Source organism: Agrobacterium bohemicum (assembly GCF_001562555.1).
Lineage (GTDB): Bacteria > Pseudomonadota > Alphaproteobacteria > Rhizobiales > Rhizobiaceae > Agrobacterium > Agrobacterium bohemicum.
Genome location: NZ_KQ961038.1, coordinates 29974 through 48698, shown reverse-complemented (window position 1 = coordinate 48698; position 18725 = coordinate 29974). Strand labels below are relative to the sequence as shown.

Sequence of the window (18725 nt, the reverse complement as noted above, 5' to 3'; positions counted from 1 at the left end):
AATCTGACACCAGTGAATCAAAGCTGATTCGGCTTGTCCAGAGCTGATGGTTAAAAGAATTTTAACCCCTTGAACCGACTCCGTATTTTTTTGGGACAGGTTTGGCAACCTCATCGAAAGTCGCCAAACCCAATAAAGTCAAGCTTTTAAAACGCGCTCGACGATGTCACGAACGTCTGTCGAGAGGGCAGGCGAGCGCTCGATTGTCGTCAGTGCAGCGCGGGCGTGATCGGCCCTGACAGGCTCCAGAGAGCGCCATGAGCGCATGGAGGTCAGGATGCGCGCCGCCAGTTGCGGGTTGCGCTTGTCGATGCTGACGATCTGCTCTGCGAGGAAGCGGTAAGCTTCCCCATCGGCACGGTTGAAGCCGGTTGGATTTCCGAATGCGAAGGTCCCGATGAGCGAGCGAACGCGGTTCGGATTGGTGCCGACGAAATGCTTCGAGCCGGTCAGCGACTTGATGCGGCCAAGTGCGCCTTCGCCGGGAATGGCTGCCTGAATGGAAAGCCATTTGTCCAGCACCAGCGCGTTGTCTGCAAAACGCGCTTCGAACGTTGCCAGTGCTTGTGCAGCCTCGGCCGAGTCCGGGAAGCGCTGCGTCAAAATGCTGAGAGCATGAGCGAGATCGGTCATGTTGCTTGCAGCCGCGAAGGCATCCGCAGCGCGCTTTGGTGTTTCTTCCGCAAAGGAGAGATAGCTCATGGCGATATTGCGCAATGACCGTCGACCAGCGCTTGTCGCATCCGGCGAGTATGCGCCTTTGTCTTCGAAGGCGTCGAACAGTGCGGTCAACGTTTCCACGCCAGCCTTGGCGATTGCTGCCATGGCCGCGTTGCGCGCCTGGTGGATGGCGTCCGGGTCGTTGCTGCTGCCGATTTCGCGGGCGATATCGGACTCACTGGGCAGAGCAAGCACCTGAGCGCGGAATGCTGGCTCAAGCGCGTCGTCACCGATGACTTCGATGAGCGTCGTGATGAAGCCAGCGTCGAACGCCACCGGGGCGTCATTGCGAACGGCGTTCGTTGCCTTGACTAGGTTCGGCATGGCGAGCGTCGTCAGCGCCTGCCAGCGAGAGAACATATCCGTGTCATGACGCGCGATCTGAACCATGTCTTCGGCAGACTGCTCCAGATGCAGATTGATCGGCGCCGAAAAGCCACGATTGAGAGACAGCACCGGCCGCGAAGAAATACCGCTGAAGCTGAATGTCTGGCTGCGCTCCGTCAGATGCAGAACGCCGTTCTTGTACTCGCCACCCTCAACTTTCGAGGGCGCAGCAATCTGGCCGTTATCGAGGATGAGTGCTGTGGACAGCGGGATATAGAGGGCCTGCTTGCTGCTCTGGCCCGGTGTTGCCGGAACGGTCTGCTCCAGCGACAGTGTAAATGTTGAGGATGCAGCATCGTAGCTGGTCGATGCGCTCACCAGCGGTGTGCCCGCCTGAATGTACCAGCGGAAAAACTGGCTGAGATCGCGACCGCTTGCCTCTTCGAAACACTTGACGAAATCTTCGACCGTTGCGGCGTCTCCGTCATGGCGCTCGAAGTAGAGGTCCATGCCCTTGCGGAAGTCGTCTTCACCGAGAATCGTGGCGATCATGCCGGTGATTTCGGCACCCTTCTCATAGACGGTCGTCGTATAAAAGTTGTTGATTTCCCGGTATTTGTCGGGACGTGGTGGATGGGCCAGCGGGCCACCATCTTCCGGGAACTGTTCCGATTTCAGATGACGCACATCGGCAATACGCTTAACCGCGCGCGAGCGCATGTCGGACGAAAATTCCTGATCGCGATAGACCGTGAGGCCTTCCTTCAGGCACAGCTGAAACCAGTCGCGGCATGTGATGCGGTTGCCAGTCCAGTTGTGAAAATATTCATGCGCGATGATGCGTTCGATATTGGCGTAGTCGGCATCGGTTGCGGTCTCAGGGTCTGCCAGAACGTATTTGTCGTTGAAGACGTTGAGACCCTTGTTCTCCATCGCGCCCATGTTGAAATCGGACACCGCGACGATCATGAAGATATCCAGATCGTATTCGCGACCGAAGCGCTCTTCATCCCATTTCATGGAGCGTTTCAGTGCATCCATGGCGTAAGCCGCGCGCGGCTCCTTGCCGTGCTCGACGTAAATCTTTAGCGCGACATCACGGCCGGACATGGTTGTGAAGGTATCTTCGATGAGACCGAGGTCACCTGCGACCAGCGCGAATAGGTAGCTTGGCTTTGGATGCGGATCGAACCAGGCCGCGAAGTGACGGCCCTCATCATAATTGCCGCCACCAAGGAAATTGCCGTTGGACAGCAGGAAGGTATTGCCTTCCTTCGCCGCGACGATGGTGATCGTGTAGGGCGCCAGAACGTCAGGTCTGTCAGGGAAATAGGTAATGCGGCGGAAGCCTTCGGCCTCGCACTGTGTGCAATAGACGCCGTTGGTGCGGTATAGGCCCATCAACTGCGTATTGGCTTCCGGGTTGATGTAATTCGTCACGCAGATTTCAAACGGCGTTTCGGCAGGCAGATCGCGGATGGTGAGACGATCCGGCGTCGCATCGTACTGCGCCGCGGGAATGTCGATCTGGTCCAGCAAAAGGCCAGATAGCATCAACTCGTCGCCATCCAGTACCAGCGGTGCCGACGCATCGACGCCTTCACGCCGATGAAAAATCAATCGTGCTTCGACCTTGGTGTTTTGCGGATCGAGTTCGAAAGTGAGGTCAACTCGTTCGAGAACGAAATCGGTAGGGCGATAATCCGCCAGGTGAACGATCTGGCCCGTGTCTGTTCGCATGACTATTCCTGAATGAACCTTGTCTGCCACATCTCAGGTTTCATGGCACATGTCACCTGAAGCTAAAATTGAATTGGGGTCACGTTCATGTGAGCTTCACGAGACATTCTGTCCTGTGTGTTTTCTTGCCAGACGGTGACTTCATAGAGATCAATGAACGTGTCTCGCATTGGCACATCATTTCATTAAATGTTGAACGATTACTAAAGTTATTGCCGCTGCGAAATTATATTACAGTAAAACGTTCGATTGGTTAGCAATTCTGTTATGAGACTTGGCGGCACGTCACGGCTTCAATCCAAGGCTGGCTCTGATGGTATCTTCATTTTCCGTCTGTTGAACGACCACGCCATACCACCCTAGTCCGTCATAATCCTCGTAACCAATGGTCTTGGCAAAGGCGACGATTGCACCGTTTGAGTCGTAGTAGCTGCCGCGCATCGCACCTGTTTGGTTCTGAAGATCGAAGTGAGTGAAACGCAAGGACGGTTTGCTGCTGGCGATGACCCGCATGTCGCCATCCAGCAGCATGACAACCGTTCGTTCCGCGACCTGCGGCGGCAGGTTCGCCTCTTTTTCGACAATGGCGCGGCCTTGCTCCTGCCAGTCGAAATAGACACCCAATGTTCCCAGCAGTGCACCGTCATTCTTGCCATCCTCTCGGATGCCTGTGGCGTAGACCAGAACGTCGCGATCATCGTGCAGCGGGCTGTTCTTCACCTGATCCACGATATATTCATCACCGCTGCGGCACTGCGATGCTGCGATGAACCAAGGCTCCAGCGTTATGTTACGACCTTGCAGGTTGCGCTGGTATCGAGGATTTGCAGATGCCACCACCGCACCACGAAGGTCGGTCATGACAAGGTCGATATAGACCGTGTAGAAACGGTTGATGGCACCCAGACGCTCTGCCGCAAATGCGGCATCGGCTTTGTCGCGGCTTTGCAAGGCCTGCCAGAGTGACGTATCCGTCGCCCACCAACGAACATCGGCAGTGCGCTCGAACAGGTTGCGCACGATGAGCTGGACGAGTGTCTGTGCGGTATCCGTCAGGCGAACCCCCTCCATTTCCTCCACCAGCGCTTCCGCCATGTCACGGCTGAGGCCGATACGGCTGAGAACCGTGTGCTGAAATGTTGACGATATATCCGACGCAATCTGAGCGAGGCGCTGGACTTCATTGGCGACGACAGAAAAGCCCTTGCCGGCTTCTCCTGCTCTTGCTGCTTCGATCAAGGCATTGATTGCCAACAGCCGGATCTGTTTGACGATATGGCTGTTGTCGGCGCTGAACTGCTTGAGATCGGTGGACATACCATCGGTTACGACCCGCATACTGCGCGGTGTTGCCGACGGAGACGTGTTTTTATCGGCGACCTTTGAAGGCGGATTCATGAGTAACCGTCAATTCTGAATAGAGAAATAAATAAGGTCCAGTCTTGCCTCCCGCCGGATTGCAAATCCGAATTTTGAAGTGACAATATGAGAATATATCGTGATTAATTTTTTATTTCGACGGAGTTACGACACGTTGTCATGCGATTAAGGTCTTGCCGCTTACTAAAAAGGCATTTGCATTTGTTTGCGGCATTTTTTGTAGTTTTTAAAGTCGTTGGATCAAACCGTGGTATTTGCGCATGTTATCGAGCAAAAATATCGGCATCGGGAGGTCGATAGCGAGTTTGTCACCGACTCACGAAGATAATCTGTTATCCACCATCAAACATGCAGGCTGGTGCCGCCGCCTGTGAAATGCAACCGGTTCATCTCTTGAACCTTTGAATGCAAGTTCTCATGAGTGCCGCCGCCTACAACCCCATCCGGGGCATAAGCTTCAAGCTGATATCCGTTGCATTTTTTCTGGTCATGCAGACCTGCATCAAAGCAGCTGGTCCGGATGTGCCAGCGGGTCAAATCACCTTTTTCCGCTCCACCTTCGCCATCGTTCCGATCATCATCTATCTGGCGTGGCTACGCAGTCTGTCCAGTGCTTTCTACACCAAGAACCTGATGGGCCATTTCAAGCGTGGCTTTCTTGGGATCGTGTCGATGATCTGCGGGTTCTATGGCCTGAGCTTGCTGCCGCTGCCGGAATTCATTGCCATCGGCTATGCGTCTCCGCTGATGGCAGTCGTCTTCGCCGCCGTGCTGCTGGGCGAGACGGTGCGCGTCTATCGCTGGTCCGCCGTTCTTATCGGCATGACTGGCGTCTTCATCATCCTATGGCCGAAGCTGACATTGTTGCAGCAGGGCGGCTTTGCTGCGGGTGAGGGGATCGGCGCGCTCGCTGTTTTGCTCGGTGCCGTCCTGGGCGGCCTTGCCATGGTGCAGGTTCGACAGCTTGTCGTGACGGAGAAAACCGCCACGATCGTGCTCTATTTTTCGCTGACGGGCAGCCTGCTTTCGGCGTTCAGCCTGCCGTTCGATTGGGAATGGCTGGATATGAAGCAGACGATACTGCTGATGACCTCCGGTATCGCGGGGGGCATAGCGCAGATTTTATTGACCGAAAGCTATCGCCACGCGGAAGTGTCCACTATTGCACCGTTTGAATATAGCTCGATCCTGTTCGGCATCGGGATTTCCTATGTCCTTTTTGGCGACATTCCGACCGTCACGATGTTGGTGGGCACCGCAATTGTGGTTTCCGCGGGCATATTCATCATCCTCCGGGAGCATCAGCTTGGACTTGCTCGCAAAGCGGCCAGAAAAGCATCCACTCCGCAGGGTTGAACTCGAAAACCGCCGCCAAATATCGTCACCTGTGGCCTAGGTGGATAAAAGTTTTTTATCAAAGTTTTATTCAATTTTTCCCTGAACGTGTTATTCAAGAACTCGGGTAAGGGTAAAATTTGGGTGGCATATCGTGTTTGGGGTAAAACGCGTACGGCCCGTTTGCGCACATCTGTCTGCAATGGACGGATGTTGCACGCAACGGGAAAATAATGTGGTGGCAACCAGTCGCCGACCTGCGAATTTAACATCGTTGTTATCGCAGGAATGGTCATGATGTATTCATATGACGAACTTGTTGCGCATCCCCTGTTACTGGGAGCGATAAGAGCTCTTGCGCGCAATCTCCGCGCTGCCTATCACGACAATCCCCGCATCGCGCGACTGCTTTCGGCACACCAGAAGTGGCTGATGACGCAGGCCGGGATGGCTCTCAACCTTGAATCGGGCTCCTCCGGCTTCACGGTTGCGCAGGTGCGCGATTTGGTGACGCAAAATGGTGTGGCCAGCCGTAACACGGTTCAGAACTATCTTGATCAGCTCGAAATCTATCGCTACATCGAGAAGGTTCCACCTGTTTCCGTCCGCCCGCGACGATACCGGGCGACCGCTGTGAGCGTGCAGTCGATTTTCATGTGGTACGTCGCCAACCTGAACGCACTGGATGGTCTCGATGGCGGAATACGGGCGGCGCAGATGATGGCGCGTCCCGAGCTCCTGACGCTGGCTCAACCGCACGCCGCACGCATGTGTCTTCAAGACAGGAGCTGGGTGGAGCCGCCGGAGCGGGTCGGTCTGTTCCTGTGGACGGAGGCCGGTGCGCTTGTCATGGATGACTTCATCAGCCGTATCGAAGATGCTGACCGTGAGTGCGACCGTATAGACATCGGCTTTGTCGATGCCCGAGCCTTGTCCGCCGAATTCATGATGTCTCGCACCCATCTGCAACGCCTGCTCAACAAGGCAGCCGAGCAGGGAACGATGGGTTGGCACGACGAAAGCCTGCGCAGCGGCATGTGGTTTTCGCGTGATTTTCTTGATGAATATTGCCGATGGCAGGCCATCAAGTTCAAATATGTGAATGATGCATTTGCCGAAGCGCTGGAACCAGGCTGAGACGGATCAATATCAGGCGTTGTCGATCTTGCTCTTCTCCAGCTGGAATTTCGATCCGCGCTTATCGCCACCTTTTGCCGTCCATAGGCTGGCCTTGGCGTTGTACCCGAGACACATCACATCAGCAGGGATGCTGCCGAAGACGCGACTGAAACGCATGGCTCCGATCTTGAGGAGGTAGTAGGGTATCAACTGGTCGATGTGATATGGGGGATTGCGCGCAAGCACCGATAGGAGCGATGACGCAAACCGTCTTGAAAAGACCCGGACATCCGCTGAGTTTTTAAAATAGACGGTGTTGGCGAGAATTTTGTGCCAGGATTTGCGCGCATGCGGCCGAAAAACGAATGCGCCATCGGTTTTGAGAGCCACAAGTTTTTCCCACGGGGAGGTTCTGGCAATCGTATCGACGTCAAGAATAAGCAGACGTCCGACGTGCAGATGCAAAAGCTGATCCGCGACGATGAAACGACAACAATTATAGTAGATATTGACCTTCCTGGGTAAATCGAGGCCAATCATGACATCCACGCTGAAGCTTATGGCGAGATTTCCAAGGCTGGATCTGAGATTTTCTATTTGAAGGAGAACATCCGCCGTTGGGCGAATAAGGTGGAGGTGGACATGAAATGTACCGTCAACCATCGACAGCGACTTCAGGAAAGAGACGGCATAGTCCCAGAAATAGACTTCATCGCATGCGACAAGAATAAGGTCTTTGTCTTTGATGTCGTACGGAATATCCATTGTTATGGATGAAGCATGCCGCGAAAGGCAGTCCGCTTTAAAGCTTGGCGATAACGAAGCGCGCAGGCAATCCAGCAGGATTATACCTCTCCACTTGATGCTATGGCGTTTTATTTTTATGGGGCCAGCTTTTTGGCAGTCCATATCTATTGTCATGAACGCACCACGCAATCAAAGCTTACTTGAAGCCCGTCAAATTATTCTGTGCCGCAATATAGAGTGATGGGTGCAAAATCAAGAGCAACTGGAAATCGCGCATGTTATGCCGTATCTGGATTTTTGCTAATTTGGAATATGAAAACGCAAAAGCGCCTCTCCATCGGAAAGGCGCTGCAAAGCGTCGGATTAGAAATGTCTTCGTACCGGAGGCAGAAGGGTATTTTTATCAGCGCTCGCGAAAATCCGCGAAGACTGCCGAAGGACGGGTCGTGCGAACCTGCTGTGCAGACGCGCGAGCAGTCAACTGTTCGTTGGTTCCACCGAAGCGGTGGTAGCCATCTGTGGAGCGCGGGCCAAGGCCTGCGAGCCGAAGTGTTTCGAAGCCGGAGTGAACCGGACGGAAGCGAGTGGTCATTGCCTTGGTTCCTTAAACCGTTTCCTCCCAAGACGAGATGACTTATTGCAGCGCAGCAAAGATTCGGCAAGAAACGCAAACGCCCCGCTGTTATGCGTCATTTGCATGGCTATTTTCATAAATGATTCATATTGATCAAAAAGGAAGCATTTACAGTTTTTGGATATGCGCCTGAAAGGCCAATAAATCCTGCCAGGCCAAAGGTTTACTGGCTGGTGCATTCAAAAGTTCCTGCGGGTGCAACGTCGCAATTGCAGGCACAATTCCGTGCCCACATGCGACATCACGCCACTGTCCACGCAGCGTATGGATGGTTCCGGTGCCGCTAAAGAAAAAACGGGCGGTGAAGTTGCCTAAAAGCAACAGTGCTTTTGGCTCCGCGAGCGCCACCTGACGCTCGATGAAGGGGCGGCAAATTTCCATTTCCGGTCCCGAGGGCGAACGGTTGCCGGGCGGGCGCCATGGCACGACATTGGTCAGCAATAGATTGGCGCGATCCAGCCCGATCGCGGCGAGCATCCGATCCAGCAGCAGGCCTGTTTTGCCGAGGAAAGGTTGGCCTTCGCGGTCGTCATCCGCGTCCGGCATGGGGCCAATGACCATAATCCCGGAAGAGGGGTCGCCCTCTGCAAAGATCGTGTTGCGGGCGCTGTTCTTCAGATTGCAGCCGTTGAAGCTTTCCAGTGCGGACTTGAGCTCGGGTAGCGAGCGGGCGCTTTCCGCAGCGAAACGGGCTGCCGCAATAGCCTGTTCGTCCGGCATTGCAACATTGGTCTGGATAGGCGGCGCAGCCTGTGGCCTTGTCTGAGGCGCAGACTTGACCGCCCGTGGAGGGTTGTTCTGTGGAACATCGATTTGCTGGGTAGGTGCTTCCCTTTGCGGCGCACGGCTCTGGCGGCTGGCGGAAAACTCCGCAAAGCGATCGATGGCTGTGTCTTCCAGCAACCAGTCCACACCCGCATCTGCATGAAAATGCAAAAGCGCCGCCAGTTCTGCGGGGGAAAGGTCTTGGGCCGAGATCATGGGCGTAGAATTACCCTATGTGCCGACCTCGCGAAACCCCGTAAATCACGCTGTCCAGCGCGGAATGTCGCCGCTTTCGCCGATCATGGCCAGACCATGGGCGATGGAGAGCAGTTCACCGCCGCTTTCGATTTTATCGGCGTCGAAACGGCGTGTAAAAAGCTGGCGCACGGCCGGCACGAAAGACGTGCCGCCGGTAAGGAACACCTTGTCTATGGCGTCTGGCGCCGTCTGCGTCTTTTCCAGAACCTCATCCAGTGCACCTTCGATCTTGGCGAGGTCATCGCTGATCCATCGGTCGAAATCCGCGCGCTTGACGATTTTGCGACCGGCCTTGCCAAGCGGTGAGAAATTGAACTCGGCCTCCTCGTTTGCAGACAGCGCCATCTTGGTGGCGGAAATGGCCTGGTAGAGCGGGTAGCCCTCATCATGTTCGACCAGATCGATGAACATTTCCAGCTTCTCAGGCTCCAGCGCCGAGCGCACCAGAGATTTAAGATCGGCAAATTCCTTGGTCGTCTTGAAGATGGACAGCTGGTTCCAGCGCCCGAAATTGACATAGTAACCGCCGGGTACATCCAGGATTTTGTCAAAACTCTTGAACTTGCTGCCTTTGCCGATTTCCGGCGAAACCAGATTGTCGATCATGCGGAAGTCGAAGTGGTCGCCCGCGACGCCGACGCCGGAATGGCCGATGGGGGTCGCCGAAAGCTTGCCCGCGTGGGTTTCGAAACGGATGAGCGAATAGTCGGTGGTGCCGCCGCCGAAATCGGCCACCAGAACATTGGCGTCCTTCTTCAGGCTCTGCGCGAAGTAATAGGCGGCTGCGACCGGCTCGTAGACATAATGGATTTCGGGAAAGCCTGCGCGTGTCAACGCATCATTGTAACGCGCAATCGCCAAAGCCTCATCCGGATTGCCGCCAGCAAAGCGCACCGGACGACCGGCGATGACGGTGGAGATATCCTCCGGCCATTCCTCGCCCGCATAGGTCTTAAGCTTGCGCAGAAAAACCTCCATCAGGTCTTCGAAGCTCTGGCGCTTGGCATAGACAAGCGTACCCTGAAACAGGGATGAGGCGGCAAAGGTCTTGATCGATTGCAGAAAGCGGCAATCACCGGGATTGTCGATGAACTGGCGAATGGCGGCATGGCCTGCTTCCACCTGAAGGGCCGCCGCGCCGAATGTTCCGCTTTTCATGAAAGACAGCGCGGTGCGCATGCTATCTGTGGTTCCGGCGCTGCTGGTAAAGCGCATGGAATGGCTGGTGTTGTTGCTGTCGGACAGTGCCATGACCGTGTTGGTCGTGCCGAAATCAAGGCCGAGTGTTCTTGCCATAACGATGTTCCTTGGTTTTGACGACAGGTCGAAAAGGGCCGAGGCGTGCTCAGGCCCTCCAGTCTGGATGTCCCGCGACATCGGTGATTTTGAGGAGGGCGCGTCATTGCATGATGGCCTGCGAATGGCAAGTCGAAGCGATCAGTTTTTTGGCATTTATGGGACGCGGTTTTGACGTGCCTCTTCCTTTAACCAAGCCGAAAACGTGGCCATGGCGGGCGTCACGGCGCGTGATTTGAGGCGCGTCAGCCAGTAGCATCCCTTGGAAACGTAGACCGGGAATGGCTGTTCCAATGCGCCGGAGGACAGTTGCCGGCTGAACATCAATGGTGGGGCAAGGGCCACGCCCAAGCCCTGCAAGGCAGCCTCGATCATCAACACGGACGAATCGAACACGATGCCGCGTATTTTCGGCGGCGCGACCCCGGCAGCGTCGAACCATTCCGACCATTCGTCTGCGCGGTACGAGCGTAGGAGCGGTTGGCTGGCCACATCCTGCGGCGCGGCAAGCTGGCGCGCAATTTCGGGAATGCAGAGCGCGGAGTGTGGCGCTTCGAGCAGTTCTTCGGCTTCGATATCGTGCCATGCGCCGTTGCCGAAACGAATGGCGTAATCCAGCCCTTCCGCAGCGATATCGACGCGGTTGTTGTTGGTGGAAAGCCTGATGTCGATGAAGGGATAGTGTGCCTGAAACGCTTCCAGCCTCGGTAAAAGCCAGCCGACCGCAAAGGTGCCGACGGCGCCGACCGTCAGCACATCGCGCAAATGCCCGTCTTCGAAGCGTTGGAGAATGTCGGCCATGCGATCAAACGAGTCGCGCAGCGTTGGCAAAAGGGTAAGCCCGTCTTCGGTTATCATCAGACCGCGCGGCAGACGCCGGAACAGTTCCACGCCAAGCTTCTGTTCCAGAAGTTTGACCTGATGGCTGATGGCAGTTTGCGTGACGCACAGTTCAATGGCGGCACGGGTGAAGCTGAGATGCCGCGCTGCGGCTTCGAATGCACGCAAAGCATTAAGCGGAAGATGCGGACGTACCATGATATGACCAACTTAAATTCATGCCTGAAGCCAGATATCATCATTTGCCGCTGCGCAACAGGCCGGACTACAAAGACGACACCACAGCCAGAGGAAGAGTGTCCATGACGATCAAGCGGCGTATAGGTTTCGTTTTTTGTTCAGTTTTTACAATCAGTTGGTTGAGCGCGTTCAGCGCCCATGCAGCGGAGCAGCTACAATGCACGGTTATTCTGGACGCAAAAACCGGTGAAGCACTTCACCGCGAAGGCACCTGCGACCAAGCTTTTGCGCCTCAATCCAGTTTCAAGTTGCCTCTTGCCATCATGGGCTATGATGCAGGCATTCTGGTAGATGCAACAACGCCGCGCTGGGATTACCAGGCTGAATGGAAAAAGCCAAAGCGTGAGCAGAAGTCTGTCGACCCGACCATTTGGGAAAAGGACTCCATCGTCTGGTACTCCCAGCAACTCACCCGCAAGCTGGGTGAAAAGAAATTTTCCGATTACGTGCGCCGCTTCGAATATGGCAATGCTGACGTCAAAGGCGTCAAGGGCCGCACGGATGGGCTGACCGAATCCTGGTTGATGTCTTCATTGAAAATCTCACCCGACGGCCAGGTGGATTTTCTGCGTCGTTTCCTGAACGGAAAGCTGCCGGTATCCAAGGCTGCCTATGACAAGACCATCGCCATTATTCCGGCATTCGACACCTCAGATGACTGGGAAATCCATGGTAAAACCGGCTCGGGCCGCATGCGGACCAAGGCGGGCAAGTACGATGGCGATGCATGGCTCGGCTGGTTCGTCGGTTGGGCCGACAAAGGTGACAGACGTGTCGTTTTCGCGACCTTGAATATCAAGGATTGGAAAAGCGATGAGCCGATCAGCTTCGCCACGCGGGACAAACTGATCGCCGACCTGCCGAAGCTGGTAAGGTAAACCTACCGAACGAAACGTCGGGCGGCGAACATCAAGGCCAGTCCGACGATGGCCACCAGCGCGCCCCGCAGCATCCACGGACTTTGATTGATCATGAAACTTGACGCAGGGTAGGGGAAGTAACCGCTGCCCTGACCAATCCATACCAGACCGATCAGCGCAAGAAGCACGCCAAGCACGGTCAGGGAAATCCGAAGTATCTGCATGATGCGCCTCAATGAAAGAAAACCTCTCTGGAGCTTATCCCGAAGAGGTTTCAATAGCCACGCGTTTCAGCTGTCTTGATATGGCATCAGACTGCGCACACAAATCACCTGACGAGTTCGCGGGTCTCGGATTTCAAAGTGTTCAACCGTTCGCGCATCGTTTCCTGCACAAAGGTTCCAACATCGTCCATGGACATGCCGTGATCGACAAGATCCAGCACGAGGTTGGCGATATCGGCACGTGCTCCGTCGCTTACGCCCGGCAAGTTCAGCGCGCCGGCATGCTGGTCCATGAATGGCGCGCGGCGATAAAATCCGGCTCCAAAAATGTGCAGCCACATACGCTCCAGAATATAACCGTTCGCGGCAGCCGCGCCGACGGCGAAGTCGTAGATCAGGTCCTTGGATTCCGCCGGAAGCTTCGCAACGTGGTCATTGCGCACGGCAAAGATTGCGCCATAGGAGAAGATGCCGACAGTATGACGTGCAGCCTGATCGGCGAGAGCATCCAGCTTCCATTTTCGCAGGACGTGCGCGGCGATGTTTCCCGTGTTGGGTGAGATGCCTTCAAGCGTCTTGAAAACAAGTCCCATATTCCACGCGCCGACATCGACAAATTCAAGGGCGACCCAATCCATCAGGGAGAATGGTTCCGGGCGAACGCGCAGGTGGAGCGGGAAATATTCCTGATAACGCGAAAGACCTGCCGCCGGGGGAATGTTCTTGTCGACAAGCCATTGCCAGGACAATGCCTGGACATCGTCCCATTTGCGCCAGTTTTTCAAAAGATCGATAAAATCAGGGCTATGCGTAAGTGGGTCGCCCTGGGCGAACACGGTAAAATACCGATCGTCCGTTGCACGGGTTCTCATGTGGTGAATATAGGTCTCAGATTCACGACCGACATTGGGGCGGGCCACGATTTCATCGGCGCGGGAAAGCACCTCCGGCGAAGTGATCTCCTGACCCTTATTATAAATAATGACTTTGAAATCGGCAGGGATATCGGCGATCCACTCGAGAGGTTCGCTGTATCTCGCTAGAACGATAGTATGCATGATGCCCTCTGATCAATATTAGAGCCATCGCGATTTCAGGCTCTATATACATAAGAGGTATTCATCTAAGCTTGTGTGGACGTTGTGAAGCCAAGTCGTCGGGTGCGCATGACTCCATGAAGCGAAGTAAAGCCGAGCCGCCCGAACCTGGGTGCGGGCGGGCCTTTCATCCGGTCTGTGTCAGATGGATTTCGATGCGCCGCCATCCACCCGCAGCATTGTGCCGGTGATGTAGCTGGCCGGTTCCGAGCACAGAAAGGCACCGGCGGCAGCAAATTCCTCGACCTTGCCCAAGCGTCCGGCAGGGATGGTCTTGACTGATGCCTCGCGCACCTCTTTCACCGTTTTGCCGAGCCGCTTGGCGTTTGCGCCGTCCAGTTCATCGATACGGTCGGTGTGGATGCGTCCCGGAAGCAGGAGGTTGGCGGTGATACCGGAACCGGCGACTTCCGTTGCCAGTGTCTTGTTCCAGCCCACCAGCGCGCCGCGCAAGGTGTTGGACAAGGCAAGGTTTGGAATGGGTTCGAATACGCCGGAAGATGCGACCGTCAGAATGCGGCCCCAACCTTGTTCTTTCATCTGTGGCAGCAGTGCCCCTGTCAGCGTGATGACACGCAGGACCATGGATTGAAAGAAGGTTTCCAGCTTGTCGATGGTGATTTCCTGCGCGGTGCCGGGCGTAGGGCCGCCGGTATTGTTGACCAGAATATCGATGCCGCCGAGCTTTTCCTTGACCGCTGCTACCATCGACGTCACGAAATCCGCTTCGGAAAGATCGCCTCGGACCCAGTCTGCCTTACCCTTGCCGAGTGCGTTGATGGCTTCGACATTCGCAGCCAGCTTTTCCTCGCTGCGCCCGACGAGCAGCACATGCGCCCCCTCGTTGGCCAGTGCCGTTGCAATGCCAAGACCAAGGCCACGAGACGATGCCAGAACGAGGGCGCGTTTGCCGGAAATGCCGAAATCCATTGGGTATCCTCCTGAAAGATGTTGCCTGCGTTTATAGGGGTGGTCATCCGCATTTTGAAGGCGTGTGTTTGTTTATTATTTTGAAAGCGACCGGATCGGCCCCACCATTCCGATGCCTTTTGTCGGGGGTGTGCAGCTCGGATGATGATAGTCAACTGACCCCAAGGCCTTGACGCAAAAGCAAATCGCGTTAACTTACGTGAACGTAAGAGTAAGATATGACGGCGTTGCCCGATTATGTCATGAGCCAGAACAGGATTTGCCGCAGTTCAACCTCGACAAGGGCTTTGCGCTTTGCCAATAAAGATCGATGCGATAGCTCGAGAGAGCAGGCGTTTGCGGCAGGGGTTAAGTGAACGCTTCGGCTTCGGGCGCGTTAGAAAAACAAGGCCGGACGGGACCGGTGAGCTGAGAGGACGAACATGACTGAAGCGATGGAACTGCCGGAACGCGAATCGATGGAGTTCGACGTTGTTATCGTCGGCGCTGGCCCTGCGGGTCTGTCTGCTGCGATACGGCTGAAACAGGTCAATCCGGACCTTACCGTCGTGGTACTGGAAAAGGGCGCCGAAGTCGGCGCGCATATCGTGTCCGGCGCCGTAGTTGATCCGATCGGCATCGACCGTCTGTTGCCCGGTTGGCGCGAAGAGGAGGGGCATCCCTTCAAGACCGAAGTGAAGGACGATCAGTTCTTGCTGCTCGGCCCTGCCGGGTCCATCCGCCTGCCGAACTTTCTCATGCCGCCTTTAATGAGCAATCACGGCAATTACATCGTGTCGCTTGGCCTCGTCTGTCGATGGCTGGCGGAAAAGGCGGAAGCGCTCGGCGTCGAAATCTATCCCGGCTTCGCTGCCAGTGAAGTGCTGTATAATGATGAGGGCGCCGTGATCGGTGTCGCAACCGGTGACATGGGTGTCGAGCGAAACGGCGAACCCGGCCCCGCCTTCACGCGTGGCATGGCGCTGATGGGCAAATATGTGCTGATCGGTGAGGGCGTTCGCGGTTCTCTGGCCAAGCAGCTCATCCAGAAATTTGATCTTTCCAGGGACAGTGACGTCCAGAAATACGGCATCGGCATCAAGGAACTCTGGCAGGTGAAGCCGGAGAAACACCGCCAGGGCCTTGTGCAGCACTCGTTCGGCTGGCCGCTGGGCATGAAGACGGGCGGCGGTTCATTCCTCTACCATCTGGAAGACAACCTCGTCGCCGTCGGCTTCGTGGTGCATCTGAACTACAAGAACCCGTATCTTTATCCTTTTGAGGAATTCCAGCGTTACAAGACGCATCCGGCCATTCGCGATACGTTCGAAAGCGGCAAGCGCCTGTCCTATGGCGCACGCGCCATCACCGAGGGCGGATATCAGTCGGTGCCGAAGTTGACATTCCCCGGGGGCGCGCTGATCGGCTGTTCGGCCGGTCTCGTCAACGTGCCGCGCATCAAGGGCAGCCACAATGCGGTCCTTTCGGGCATGCTGGCGGCAGACAGGATTGCCGAGGCTCTGGCCGCTGGTCGTGCCAATGATGAAGTCATCGAGATCGAAAACGAATGGCGTGACACCGATATCGGCAAGGACCTGAAGCGGGTGCGCAACGTCAAGCCGCTGTGGTCGAAGCTGGGCACCGCTCTTGGTGTTGGTCTTGGCGGGCTGGATATGTGGACAAACCAGCTGCTCGGCTTTTCCATCTTCGGCACGCTGAAGCATGGCAAGACGGATGCGGAAAGTCTGGAGCCCGCGAAGTTCCACAAGCCCATCGCCTATCCAAGGCCGGATGGCGTTTTGACTTTCGACCGACTGTCATCGGTATTCCTGTCTTCCACCAATCATGAGGAAGACCAGCCGGTGCACCTTCAGGTGAAGGACATGGAGCTTCAAAGACGCTCCGAACACGATGTCTACGCTGGTCCATCTACCCGTTACTGTCCCGCCGGTGTTTACGAGTGGGTGGAGAAAGACGGCGAACCGACCTACGTCATCAACGCGCAAAACTGCGTCCACTGCAAAACCTGCGACATCAAGGACCCCAACCAGAACATCAACTGGGTGCCGCCGCAGGGTGGCGAGGGGCCGGTTTATTCGAATATGTGATGCTGTTTCCTCGAGGAACATACGATGGTCATGATACGTGCCGCGCGGGTCGATGAATTTGCGCGGCTGACAGAGATCGAACTCGATGCCTTCGTGGTGTGGGCAAAAGCCTGCGGTGTGACATCGCAGCCTTACGCATCACCGGAATTCGTTCTACAACGGAGCTTCGACCAGGACCTTCTGCTGGTTGCTGCGACGGATTCGACGGGTCATATTGCTGGCTTTGCGGCCGGGGATGCCGTGGGAAACTATCTCTACATTGTCGAGATCGATGTCGAGCGTGCCGCGCAGGGAAAAGGCATCGGTCGCGCGTTGATGTTCGCCATGCTCGGCAAGGCCCTTGACGCCGGACAAAAATATGCGGTGCTGACAACGGATCGCTTCGCGCCGTTCAATGCCCCTTTCTATACAAAGCTCGGATTTCGTATTCTCGAAAAATGGGAGACACCGCCGTTCCTGCAGGAGCGGCTGGACCGGCAAATCGCCGATGGCCTTGATGCCGCCCGTCGCGTTGCAATGCATCTCGACTTGCGCAGCGCCGTTTCGCCTACGCTCGAAGCGACACACTGAGACAGGATTGCAGTATTCTCGATGACAAGAGTTTCGATCCACCCCGTCAAGCGCTCGGATGCGCAAGAGATCATCTCCGCAAATCTGCGCAGCCGCGACTATCACGCGCCGTGGGCGCAGCCCTTCACGGATATGACTGGTTTCGATGCGTGGTTCGGGCCGTTGCTGACTGGGCCGAATGCGGCTTTTGTTGCGCGCGATGGTGAGAGCCAGGGAATCGTCGGCGTTTTCAACCTGTCGCAGATCGTCTGGGGCGTTTTTCGCAGCGCCTATCTCGGCTATTATGGAACTGTGGATTTTGCCGGTCGCGGGATGATGACGGAAGCGCTTTTGCAGGTCGCAGGGCGCGCTTTTGATCAATTCGGCCTGCATAGAATTGAGGCCAATATCCAGCCTGACAATGTGGCCTCGATTAACCTTGTTCGCCGTGCCGGGTTTCTAAAAGAGGGGTACTCCCCGCAATATCTGCAAATCAATGGCGTGTGGTGCGACCACGAGCGCTGGGCCTTGATATCGAGTGCGGACCGAGGCGTTTGATATCTCCCATTTTTCAGAGAAATATTCGTTGTCAATCAAGAACGAAACCGATGCTTTCCAGTTTGGTATTTGCAGGATTACCGCGAATGCAATACTTGTATTGGAGCAGTCCGACGAGCGTAAACAATGTGCTGACAAAGCCGGATGTGGGAGCAGATGATGAAGACGGCAGCAGGCAAAGTTTTTTCTCACCGCAAATCGGTTCTGATTTGCGGGGCGGTTCTAACGGTGTTTGCGGCGTTGACCATTCCGACAACCCGCAGCCAGGCAGCCAGTTGTCGCTCTGATGCGTCTGCCGAGATCGACTGGAGCGGCTGCAACAAGCGGCTTCTGATGCTGGGTGGCAGCATCATGGATGGCGCGGATTTACGCGGCACGGATTTCACCTTTACCGACCTTCGCGGCTCTTCCTTCAAGAAGGCCAATCTCGAAAAGGCAAAGCTGATCCGTACGTCGCTGGCCTCGTCACAATTGCAGGGCGGCAATTTCGTCAAGGTCGAGGCCTATCGCGGTGATTTCAGCGATTCGGATGCGGAAAACGCCAAGTTCAACAATGCTGAAATGCAGCGCGCCAGTTTCAAGAACGCCAAGCTCACAGGCACGGATTTCACCAAGGCGGAACTTGGCCGCGCCGATTTCGAGGGCGCGACGCTGACGGGTGCGAAGTTCACCATGGCCAACCTGTCGCGCTCCCGCTTCGAGGGCGCTAAATTTACCGGGCCAATCGATTTCGAAAACGCCTTCCTGCTGCTGGCCCGCATCGAAGGTCTGGATCTCTCGTCCGCAACCGGTCTGGAGCAGAAGCAGGTCGATATTGCGTGTGGTGACGCCAAAACCAAGCTGCCGCAGGGGCTGACGACACCGGCGACCTGGCCTTGCCCGGAAGATCCGGACGAAGATTGAGCGATAAGTTTGCGGGTGGGGCTTCACCCCCTCTGTCCTGCCGGACATCTCCCCCACAGATGGGGAGATTGGCAAGACGCGAAACCTCACTCTCTTAGTAGCGCAAAAGCGTGGCG

Annotated in this window: 17 protein-coding genes; 7 read left to right on the top strand and 10 right to left on the bottom strand. The window is 55.8% G+C overall.

What is annotated here, in order from left to right; translation table 11 throughout:
* Positions 1–138: 138 nt before the first annotated feature.
* Positions 139–2787: an aminopeptidase N gene (gene pepN / locus ATO67_RS21325; protein ID WP_067653728.1), complete on the bottom strand. Its 2649-nt coding sequence runs from the start codon at positions 2785–2787 to the stop codon at positions 139–141.
* A 285-nt stretch (positions 2788–3072) separates the two neighbouring features.
* Positions 3073–4185, bottom strand: coding sequence for a methyl-accepting chemotaxis protein (locus tag ATO67_RS21320; RefSeq protein WP_067653726.1), 1113 nt, complete (start codon positions 4183–4185; stop codon positions 3073–3075).
* A gap of 399 nt (positions 4186–4584) precedes the next feature.
* Here ATO67_RS21320 and ATO67_RS21315 point away from each other — a divergent pair, with 399 nt between their 5' ends.
* Together ATO67_RS21315 and ATO67_RS21310 are read left to right on the top strand one after the other, a co-directional pair.
* Positions 4585–5523: a DMT family transporter gene (locus ATO67_RS21315; RefSeq protein WP_067653811.1), complete on the top strand. Its 939-nt coding sequence runs from the start codon at positions 4585–4587 to the stop codon at positions 5521–5523.
* Positions 5524–5796: 273 nt separating this feature from the next.
* A complete protein-coding gene (locus ATO67_RS21310; protein ID WP_067653809.1) occupies positions 5797–6639 on the top strand; it encodes a hypothetical protein in 843 nt (280 codons plus the stop codon).
* A 12-nt stretch (positions 6640–6651) separates the two neighbouring features.
* On the opposite strand, the gene ATO67_RS21305 is transcribed toward ATO67_RS21310, so the two are convergent.
* The 5 genes from ATO67_RS21305 to ATO67_RS21285 form a co-directional block, all read right to left on the bottom strand.
* Positions 6652–7557: a hypothetical protein gene (locus tag ATO67_RS21305; RefSeq protein WP_158667389.1), complete on the bottom strand. Its 906-nt coding sequence runs from the start codon at positions 7555–7557 to the stop codon at positions 6652–6654.
* Between the two features lie 214 nt (positions 7558–7771).
* Positions 7772–7960 (bottom strand): hypothetical protein, encoded by a 189-nt coding sequence (locus tag ATO67_RS21300; RefSeq protein ID WP_067653722.1) that lies wholly within the window; start codon positions 7958–7960, stop codon positions 7772–7774.
* 150 nt (positions 7961–8110) lie between these two features.
* Complete coding sequence (locus ATO67_RS21295) at positions 8111–8983, bottom strand: uracil-DNA glycosylase (protein ID WP_067653720.1); 873 nt, start codon at positions 8981–8983, stop codon at positions 8111–8113.
* 45 nt (positions 8984–9028) lie between these two features.
* Positions 9029–10321 carry an Hsp70 family protein gene (locus ATO67_RS21290; RefSeq protein ID WP_067653718.1) on the bottom strand — a complete coding sequence of 431 codons (1293 nt, stop codon included), beginning with the start codon at positions 10319–10321 and terminating at the stop codon, positions 9029–9031.
* 156 nt (positions 10322–10477) lie between these two features.
* Positions 10478–11359 (bottom strand): LysR family transcriptional regulator, encoded by an 882-nt coding sequence (locus ATO67_RS21285; protein WP_067653716.1) that lies wholly within the window; start codon positions 11357–11359, stop codon positions 10478–10480.
* 104 nt (positions 11360–11463) lie between these two features.
* Here ATO67_RS21285 and blaOXA point away from each other — a divergent pair, with 104 nt between their 5' ends.
* Positions 11464–12279, top strand: a complete 816-nt coding sequence (gene blaOXA / locus ATO67_RS21280) for a class D beta-lactamase (RefSeq protein WP_067653714.1) — start codon at positions 11464–11466, stop codon at positions 12277–12279.
* A 2-nt stretch (positions 12280–12281) separates the two neighbouring features.
* On the opposite strand, the gene ATO67_RS21275 is transcribed toward blaOXA, so the two are convergent.
* From ATO67_RS21275 to ATO67_RS21265, 3 genes are all read right to left on the bottom strand, one after another.
* Complete coding sequence (locus tag ATO67_RS21275; protein ID WP_067653712.1) at positions 12282–12485, bottom strand: hypothetical protein; 204 nt, start codon at positions 12483–12485, stop codon at positions 12282–12284.
* A gap of 104 nt (positions 12486–12589) precedes the next feature.
* Complete coding sequence (locus ATO67_RS21270) at positions 12590–13543, bottom strand: hypothetical protein (RefSeq protein ID WP_067653710.1); 954 nt, start codon at positions 13541–13543, stop codon at positions 12590–12592.
* Positions 13544–13723: 180 nt separating this feature from the next.
* Positions 13724–14512, bottom strand: a complete 789-nt coding sequence (locus ATO67_RS21265) for an SDR family oxidoreductase (RefSeq protein WP_067653708.1) — start codon at positions 14510–14512, stop codon at positions 13724–13726.
* A gap of 422 nt (positions 14513–14934) precedes the next feature.
* On the opposite strand from ATO67_RS21265, the gene ATO67_RS21260 reads away from it, so the two are divergent.
* The 4 genes from ATO67_RS21260 (at position 14935) to ATO67_RS21245 (ending at position 18609) form a co-directional block, all read left to right on the top strand.
* Positions 14935–16599 (top strand): electron transfer flavoprotein-ubiquinone oxidoreductase, encoded by a 1665-nt coding sequence (locus tag ATO67_RS21260; protein WP_067653706.1) that lies wholly within the window; start codon positions 14935–14937, stop codon positions 16597–16599.
* Between the two features lie 24 nt (positions 16600–16623).
* Positions 16624–17169 (top strand): GNAT family N-acetyltransferase, encoded by a 546-nt coding sequence (locus ATO67_RS21255; protein ID WP_067653704.1) that lies wholly within the window; start codon positions 16624–16626, stop codon positions 17167–17169.
* Positions 17170–17190: 21 nt separating this feature from the next.
* The gene (locus ATO67_RS21250) at positions 17191–17706 is read left to right on the top strand and encodes a GNAT family N-acetyltransferase (protein WP_067653702.1); all 516 of its coding nucleotides are present in this window, start codon (positions 17191–17193) and stop codon (positions 17704–17706) included.
* Between the two features lie 156 nt (positions 17707–17862).
* The gene (locus ATO67_RS21245; protein ID WP_245304060.1) at positions 17863–18609 is read left to right on the top strand and encodes a pentapeptide repeat-containing protein; all 747 of its coding nucleotides are present in this window, start codon (positions 17863–17865) and stop codon (positions 18607–18609) included.
* The last annotated feature ends 116 nt before the right edge of the window (positions 18610–18725 follow it).